A 7,852-nucleotide genomic window follows, 5' to 3' on the forward strand; every position below is an offset into this window, starting at 1 on the left:
GCCTTGCCTCGTGGGCCGAGGTCGACGAGCGCTATGTGCAAAAGCAGCTCGGCCATGCCTCGGCCGAGATGACGCGCAGATACCAGCGCCGACGTGACCGGTTCCGCGTCAATCTCACCAGGGCCTTGGGGTTGTAGACGACAAAAAACCCCGCCCCCTGTTACGCGCCAAACAGCCGCCGGTCCCAGTAGACGGGCTGGTGCAGACTTGTCTGGATCCTTGAAAACTCCGGATGCGCCGGATTGATCAGCACATTGCAATCGAGACGCGCCACGACACTCGGCACCAGCAGGATGACGCTGCGCCGTTCTAAACACCAGGTTTCGCCAAATCCCTTGCTCACCATCGCCGGCATCGTGTCCCAGCCGGGCAGTGACGGGTGGGAAAAGACCTCGTAACTCAGTCCGCGCGAGATTGTGATTTCGATGTAGTGCTGGTTGGGCGGCAGTCGGCCGCTGCCATGCACCAGCTTTTCCAACAGGGCCGTCGAATAGTGCTCGCTGGTGTAGATGACAGGACTTCCGGGCGTGTTCCACCGCCCTGGCGCGATTGTCGAGCCGGTCGCATCGAAGATCGGGTAGGTGCCGGCCGGATCGCCGATACGAAAGGACGATAGAGTGCGATCGAGAGTCTGCGCCGTCACGCAGCACTGCCGTACTTCAGACCTGCGAGAATATCGACCACCATTTCGGCACCGAACTCGCTCATGATAACGACGTCGATCGGTCGCTTGTCCTCAATCATCGGGTGCGGCCGAAACAGGAAATCGCGCGCTTCCTCTTCGTTCTGCCAGACATCGACAGCAAGGCCCCAGACGCGCGCGACGCGGGCCAATCGCGTGCCCTCGTCCGACGAGAGGCGATGTACCGCCTTGCGCCGCTCGTAGGTCGCCTTGGAGATCAGCCGGTATTTGAACTGAGCATCGCCAGGCGCCAGAAGATGCGCAACGCGCTCAAGTGCGCCAATGGGAAGTCCATCCTCGATCCGGGAGATCAGCCCGAAAGGCGACCGCGCCGCCACCTCTTTAACGGGCAGCCCCAACACGTCGGCGACATTTCCGAGCGCTAGCATATCACTCTCCATTCCACGTGAGGCAATAGTTAGCCTCACCTGATGCGCCATGCAAGCCCCGCATCAGAGCGAACCGATCCGCCAACGGGTTACCCTGTCATCTTTGCAGTCGCGCCGTTCGCTCGCAACGCCGCCATCAGCATCGGCCCGACCGAAAACTCCCCTGCCCTCGCCTTCTCGGTCAGCACGCGCAGATAGCCACCAGCTGACTCGATGTGCTGTGCCCGCTGCAGAATGCAGGCAATCACCACCGCGGCGATTTCCTGACCCATGACATGGCAGGCATCCTCATACGCAGACGGTGAAACGCCCAGGTATCCCCGCACCTGGGCGGCGGTTATCATGAGATCGCGCCAGTTGCCGATGCCGTCGACGGCGTAGTCCGCGATTTCGGGGCAGGCCTTCAGCACCAGCCCCAGCGGATAGGTTTTCGGGGACTCTGCGGTCCTCGTCCTTGGCTCGGCCGCCGACCCGCTTTTCTCCAAAGCAGGTTCAAATTCAAAAATAGAGTCGGTATTTGAATCAGATTGCTGCCGCTCGCTTTGGGACTCATTGCCGCTCAGATTCGTGGATTCCATATGGATTTCCAGCAGCTTATCCACGTCATCACGCAACGCGGCCAAATCGGTCACGATTGGCTCAAGCTCGGCAATGCGGGCTCGGCGCGGAATTGTCTCCACAACGGCGCGGAAGCGCCTCCACAGGCCTCCCCAGTCGCCCGGCACGTCTTCCTCAGCGGCCGCCTCGACCAGCTTCTGGATATCCCGGCGGTGTAGCGTAATGCGTTCCCTCATAAGCCTGAGCGCCCTGTTGTCGGCGCGAACACGCTCGGCCGCCGCCTCGCACTCTTGAGCACGGGCCAGCAGCGGCGCCAGCGAGAAGCCAAATGCTTCCTCGATCTCCCCACCCCTGCCCTTCCGTGCATAACGCTTGCCGTTCGGGCTGTCCCGACGGATGACCAGACCGCATTCCACCAGTTCCGCCAGGTTCCTCCGCAAGGTGGAATCGGGCATGCCGTGCGCCCTGAGCGACAGTTGTGCGTTCGAGGGAAACACGATGAGGCCGTTTTCCTCACTCAACTCACTGTCAGGATAGAATGACAGCAACGCATTCAGGACGGCCAGGGCGCGATCGCCGATGCCGATGATGCTCTTGCCCTCGCAGAGGTTGCGATAGATCTGCCACTTGTCGACGACCCTGCCCTTGGGGATCTCCCGTGACTCGTTTTGCGCTGCCAGCATGGCAAGCGACATCGGCCGCCGCCCAAAGGGCGTCGTTGCAATACCCGTCTCCATTTTCTTTCACCCTCGATTAGGCAAAAGAAATCTGCTCGCCAAAACGACGCCAATGACTCTTGACAGTGATTCGTGGAGATGCGATTCTCAGAGTGCTTAGTTCAGAGAGAGGCTTCCGGCTTGCCGTTCGGGGGCCTTTTTCTTTTGCGGTTTCAGACTCCTTGTTTCGTGGTGGACTTCCGAAAGGCCTCAAACAGGTCGTCCAGTTGTCCGGCGATAAACGCTGCGAAGCGCGATCCTTCAGCCTCTCCCACGGCAATCACGGCAGTTTTTCCATTGTCTTTGAGGCTGACGCTGACCGTTTTGTCCGGAGCAGCCCAGGATTTTGTAGCAATCTTGGGCTTTGATGGCTTGGCCGGACCCGCAGGTTCTTTGATCGCATTAGTACCCGCCGGCAGCGTCTCAAGCAGCATAATGAATCTGTCATCGGACGTTGCCTCGCGGAATTTGTTTTTGTGAGTAAGATCGAAGGCTTTCGCGAGTGAGCCTTCTACGGAATAGCGGTTTGAGAATTCCTGCCATCGTCCTCGACCTATACCGGGAGCTTTACCGATCGATTGCAGTATCTCCTTGTCGACCGAGGAGGCGATTTTGATCATCTCGGAGACGTGCGATTTTCCTGTCGACAACGAAGCGCAGATGGTGTCCCGTTTGTATCCTGCTTCCTGCTGCGCAAGCGCAAAAGCGCATTTTTCGATGTATGAAAGATCCTCTCGAGCGGTGTTTTCTTCCCCTTGGAAAATGACTGCTTGTTCATCATTCAACTCGCGGACGGCCGCTTTGAAGGCGATCCCAAGCTGCTTGGCGGCCGCTAGTCTCCTCCGACCATAGACGATTTGAAACTCGCCATCCTTGCCTTGTACTGGCCGAACCAATCCAGGCACAATTTGACCGCGCTCCCGCATGGATTCTGTGATTTCAGCAATGGCGGAAATCTCGTAGGCGTCATCATAACGATCGGTGATAGATGACGGCCTTATTTTGTCGGGATCGAGTTCAATGATTTGCTCGCCTGACTTCAGTAACTTGTCAGCGATATCGCTTCGTTCTTGCATTTGGCGAACACCAGCAGCCACCTTCATCAGGTGCGGCGATGACGTGCGACGGCTGAGATTCTCCTTCGAATTCTCCTCCCCGAGTTGCCCCAAAACAGCAGCAAACATGCCCTTAGAGTCTTTACGGCTCACTGTTCACGCCTCCATGCCATTGTGATGAGGCTTTCTATTTCCGCGTTCGCGGCATTGATGGATTCGATTGCACGATCATAAGTTTTAGGTGCGGAGAACCTCGATCGTTGCACCTCATAGAGGCTCTGCTTCCAAGTAAGAGCGTCCGCGACCGCAGTGGATTTGGAGACGGAATTGAGCAGTAGATCCTCGCCAAACACTTGACGCATTAGCGCCTGCATATTGGCTTGCGGATGGTCGTTGGCCTCAAATTTTGTGATGAGGAATTTTGCGAAATCCCAACGCGCGCCGGCACCGGCTTCATCCAGGATTTGCATATAAGACGCGGCCAGCTCCAAAAACTTGCCCGTGGAGTCGACATCGAGCATGTGCGCTGGAACGGGGATTAGGACCCCGGTAGCGGCAGTGAGCGAGGAAAGCGTCAGGAAATTTAGTGACGGCGCACAGTCGAGAAGAACAATATCGTAGCGATCGACGATCTGTTCGAGGGCCTGTGACACTCGAAGCAGAAAACTGGTTCCACCGTTCTTGCGCATTTCAAGGGTAACGGCGGTTTCGAATTCTGTCAGCTCAAGGCCGGCGCAGATGACGTCGAACCCGATGATATGAGTCTGATGTACAATCTTTTCCGTTGGCACCGGATCATCAAACCGAATCGCCGAGTAAAGGGTGTCACCTTCTCGGTAGTCAAATCCCGGTAACGCTCCTTGCAGACTTGTTAACGACGCTTGGGGATCCATGTCGACTGCGAGAACGCGATATCCTCGTAGTGCCAACCAATGACCCAAGTGAATAGTGGTCGCTGTCTTGGACGATCCGCCCTTGAAGTTCGTGATCGCGATGATCTGGCAATCCTCGCCTTTAACACGACGAGGATTGATCCATTTCTTCCGCGCCTTTTCCGCCAGGTGCATCCTAAGGTCCAGCACCTGCTCCACAGAATATAGGCGCTTCCCGGTGGCCGTTGTCTCTGGCTCGGGTCCCTGCCCTTTTAAGGAGACCTGCCGTATGTAAGCTTCGGTCACTCCCAGCAAGGCTGCCACTTCCGTCGAAGTGAATTTGCGCATCGTACGAACCGCGTCAGGAGGATACTGAGCCAGCGACAGATTGTTGAGTGCCTTCTCGAGTTTCGTCGAGAAGGTACTCATGAATTGAAGGCTGCTTAGATGCCGCGTCACCCAGATTCTCCTCTTGCACCCAGCGCCTATTGATAGCGACTATGGTTAACAAGCTGTTAACGCCACGCCAACTACGCCAACTTTTCGAATTACGCGGTTTTTCCGTTACTGGGCTTATGCCCGATTCGGAGAATTCGGGCAAATGGACATATGGCAGTTCCCAGCCGGGAACTTTCGCTATCGCTGTCTCCCCTATGACGTCAAAACTGCGCATCAGGTGGTAAAACTATAGCTGTGAAGGTGGTCACGCAGCATGGGCGCACGGGCGAGCCCGTTGCCCGGCTTGTTCTGGTGGATAGTCGACATCGGTGTGCCGGTTGGCTCTAGCTTCCGCGTGCGGCGGCGAGCGACCTACAAAGGCCCGGACAGCTTTCGGCGCCTGGAGAGATGCCCCCAAATTGGTGCGGCGGCGAAATTCCCATTTTGACGGCAGGCACGGTACTCGCGCAGTCCCTAGGGGTGTCACATCCTTCGCGTCGGAGACGATCGGATGTGTTTGTGATGCAGCCATGCCACGACGCTTCCGATGTCACTTCGGTAGTCGCACCTACCAGGTTGGCCAATTAGACGCCCCACGTCCCCCTTCCATGCAACAAGCATTCCGCGCCAAGCGGTTCTTGAGAATGGCAACTCAACGGCTAGGATTTGTCGCCAGGCATCCCATGCGATTTGACAGCAATCAGCACCGTTTGGCACGTAGGCGTCCAGTCCACGCGCACCCTCCTCCAGTGCGTAGTCGATGAGGCAAGCGGGAGGCAGCTGAAGTCGCCAGGCAGGCTACCTCTGGGTCTAGTCCAACTGTTGGTGAAGGATCCCGAGGACGCATCGAGAAGCGAACTTTTCGCACAACTCTTAGTCTAGCACGCACCACCCGTACTTTAAGTTCCCAGCTGGGAACAGCTTTTCAAGTTGGAGGGATGCACGGCACCAAGAAACCCTGGACACTCATCAACTTTACGGTTGCGCATGTGGCTCTCGGGCGCATTGGCGCATCCCGTGTCACCTGCGGGTGTAGGCGTACCGCACCACAAATCCAGACGTCTCAGTTAGAACTCCCGTCACGCGGTCGCTGATACTTGCGTGTCATCTCGGCGCTGGGGTGGCAGCTGCTTTTTGCACATAGCGCTCGTCGAGCTCGGCTGAGGGCGCGCGCAGCGAATGGCCAGAAAACTTCTGTTCCCGCTCGCCTTCGGTGAGGTCGCCGCGCACACCGGCGGCCAAGGCCGTGCGCTTGCCCAGCCGTGCGGCCCCCTGATCGTTGAGCCGTTCGGCGCCGACCGTTTCACCCTGACCAGTAACACGGCAACAAGGGGCCATGGGCAATGCGGGCAAACTTCAGCCAGGCCTGCAGTGCGACAACTGGGCAGGTGGCGTCGGACGAGCCGCGACCAATTTCGACCTCGCGCCAGCCGGTCTTGCCCCGCAACGGAACCAGCACGCCCATGTCTGGAAAAAATTCAATCCAGCCGCGACCGACGTCGGTTTGATCACGCGCAACACCAGGCCGAGATCCCGAGGGCTGGGCCGTGATGTAGAGGCCGACGATTTGTGGGTCTGGCGGCTGCGGATCAAACGACGTGACGCCGGCAGCAGGCGAAGAACTCCTTCCAGTCAGCGGCATAGGCGCGTCGGGTGTTTGCCGAACTAGCTGCCTCGACATAGTCGCGCGCACGTCTGCTCAATCCGCGTACGTGCTAGGCAGCACCTCGATTTGGTTCAAGCCGAGCTTGAAAGCTGCCGAGAACTACCATATCTTTTGCACACGAAATATGACTCTCAATACGGTAGGATGAATTCTGTGGCCCATGCACTCAAGATCCCCGAGCACAATGGACCTCTCATCTTGTCCTATATGGACCGGAACGGGAAGATTGCGATCGAGCAGGTCGCGGACGGTTTTGGCATGTCCAAGGGTCAGTTGGCCCAGACCGCCGGTCTTTCTCGCGAGACCCTTTATCGCTCAGAGCGCAGCGCTACGGTTAAGACACAGGGGCGTCTGCGGGAAATGCTTGAAATCATCAGCCGCGTGACGGATTGGGCGGGTGGCAAGGAGCAGGCGATGGCCTGGTATCGGGCTCAGCCGCTTCCGGCGTTCGGCGGACGTACCGCTGAGGCACTGGTGAAGGATGGCAAGGCAGCAGCGGTCCGTGATTATCTCGATCACATGGCCGTTGGTGGTTTTGCGTGAGGGTTGTCAAAACCTGCTATCGCGCACACGATCCACGTTGGGCATTCAAACCGACTTCCGGCGAAGGAGCGGCGATCCGAGGGGCCCGATTCAATCCCAAAGGCGTGCCAGCGCTCTATTTGGCGCTGACCATCATGACAGCGGTCAAGGAAGCCAACCAGGGCTTCGCACAGCGGATCGATCCGTGCGTGCTTTGCTCCTATGAGACCGATTGTGACGACATCGCCGACCTGACGACGCAAGAGGGGAGGGAGGCATTTTCCGTGACGCTCGAAGAGATGGCCTGTGCCTGGGCGACGGCTCTCAGCAACGGAGAACGTCCGGCGTCCTGGTCCATCTACGACCGGTTGCAGCCTCGAAATGTTGCCGGCATTGTGGTTCCGAGCTTCGCGCCGGGGGCCGAGATGGAGGATCGCAATCTGGTGCTTTGGGACTGGGGTCCGGATCTCCCGCACAAGGTAACCGTATTCGACCCCAGTGGTCGGCGGCCGAAGGATCGGCTGTCTTGGCGATAGACCGTCACGGAATCCGCTCCGCCAGGGGAGGGGGCCTACAGTCCACTGGCCCTGGTGAGATTGACGCGAAACCGGTCCCTGCGCCGCTGGTAGCGGCGGGGCATTTCGGCCGACGTATGGCCAAGCTGCTTTTGAACGTAACGCTCGTCGACCTCAGCCGATGAGGCAAGACCGGCGCGCAAGGAATGACCGGAAAATTTCTCTGCACGATCGCCTTCGGACAGGTCGCCACGAACCCCGGCTGCGAGGGCGGTGCGTTTGACCAGCCGCGCCACTTCCTGGTCGTTGAGCCGCTCGGCGCCGACCGCCTTGCCCTGGCCGGTGACGCGCCTGAAGAGTGGACCGTGCGCGATGCGGGCGAGCTTGAGCCAGGTCTGCAGCGCGGCAACCGGGCAGGTGGCATCGGACGAGCCACGAC

8 protein-coding genes and 2 pseudogenes are annotated in these 7,852 nt (G+C 58.5%); 3 read left to right on the top strand and 7 right to left on the bottom strand.

Annotated elements, in window-relative coordinates; genetic code table 11:
* Nucleotides 1-137: pseudogene (locus EOC06_RS42630) on the top strand (integrase); the annotation flags it as partial.
* 23 nt (nucleotides 138-160) lie between these two features.
* Here EOC06_RS42630 and EOC06_RS15660 read toward each other — a convergent pair.
* The 6 genes and pseudogenes from EOC06_RS15660 to EOC06_RS15685 all read right to left on the bottom strand — a co-directional run bounded on the left by EOC06_RS15660 (nucleotide 161) and on the right by EOC06_RS15685 (nucleotide 6,413).
* The gene (locus EOC06_RS15660; RefSeq protein WP_095489709.1) at nucleotides 161-643 is read right to left on the bottom strand and encodes an RES family NAD+ phosphorylase; all 483 of its coding nucleotides are present in this window, start codon (nucleotides 641-643) and stop codon (nucleotides 161-163) included.
* A complete protein-coding gene (locus EOC06_RS15665) occupies nucleotides 640-1,071 on the bottom strand; it encodes an antitoxin Xre-like helix-turn-helix domain-containing protein (protein WP_095489710.1) in 432 nt (143 codons plus the stop codon). The genes EOC06_RS15660 and EOC06_RS15665 overlap by 4 nt, the downstream gene beginning before the upstream one ends.
* Nucleotides 1,072-1,160: 89 nt before the next feature.
* Nucleotides 1,161-2,366, bottom strand: a complete 1,206-nt coding sequence (gene repC / locus EOC06_RS15670; RefSeq protein WP_095489711.1) for a plasmid replication protein RepC — start codon at nucleotides 2,364-2,366, stop codon at nucleotides 1,161-1,163.
* Between the two features lie 152 nt (nucleotides 2,367-2,518).
* On the bottom strand, nucleotides 2,519-3,553 hold the full coding sequence (gene repB, locus EOC06_RS15675) for a plasmid partitioning protein RepB (protein WP_095489712.1): 1,035 nt from the start codon (nucleotides 3,551-3,553) through the stop codon (nucleotides 2,519-2,521).
* Entirely contained in the window at nucleotides 3,550-4,731 is a 1,182-nt protein-coding gene (repA, locus tag EOC06_RS15680; protein WP_095489713.1) for a plasmid partitioning protein RepA, read from the bottom strand. Before repA ends, repB begins: the two co-directional genes overlap by 4 nt.
* A gap of 1,042 nt (nucleotides 4,732-5,773) precedes the next feature.
* A pseudogene (locus tag EOC06_RS15685) lies at nucleotides 5,774-6,413 on the bottom strand (hypothetical protein).
* 170 nt (nucleotides 6,414-6,583) lie between these two features.
* Here EOC06_RS15685 and EOC06_RS15690 point away from each other — a divergent pair.
* Nucleotides 6,584-6,919, top strand: a complete 336-nt coding sequence (locus EOC06_RS15690) for an MbcA/ParS/Xre antitoxin family protein (protein WP_206073050.1) — start codon at nucleotides 6,584-6,586, stop codon at nucleotides 6,917-6,919.
* Nucleotides 6,916-7,434: an RES family NAD+ phosphorylase gene (locus tag EOC06_RS15695; RefSeq protein ID WP_128308193.1), complete on the top strand. Its 519-nt coding sequence runs from the start codon at nucleotides 6,916-6,918 to the stop codon at nucleotides 7,432-7,434. Before EOC06_RS15690 ends, EOC06_RS15695 begins: the two co-directional genes overlap by 4 nt.
* A gap of 35 nt (nucleotides 7,435-7,469) precedes the next feature.
* Here EOC06_RS15695 and EOC06_RS15700 read toward each other — a convergent pair.
* Nucleotides 7,470-7,852, bottom strand: a 383-nt coding sequence (locus EOC06_RS15700) for a tyrosine-type recombinase/integrase (RefSeq protein ID WP_164898598.1), incomplete at its 5' end; no start/stop codon positions are given.

The organism is Mesorhizobium sp. M7A.F.Ca.MR.362.00.0.0 (assembly GCF_004023175.1).
Lineage (GTDB): Bacteria > Pseudomonadota > Alphaproteobacteria > Rhizobiales > Rhizobiaceae > Mesorhizobium.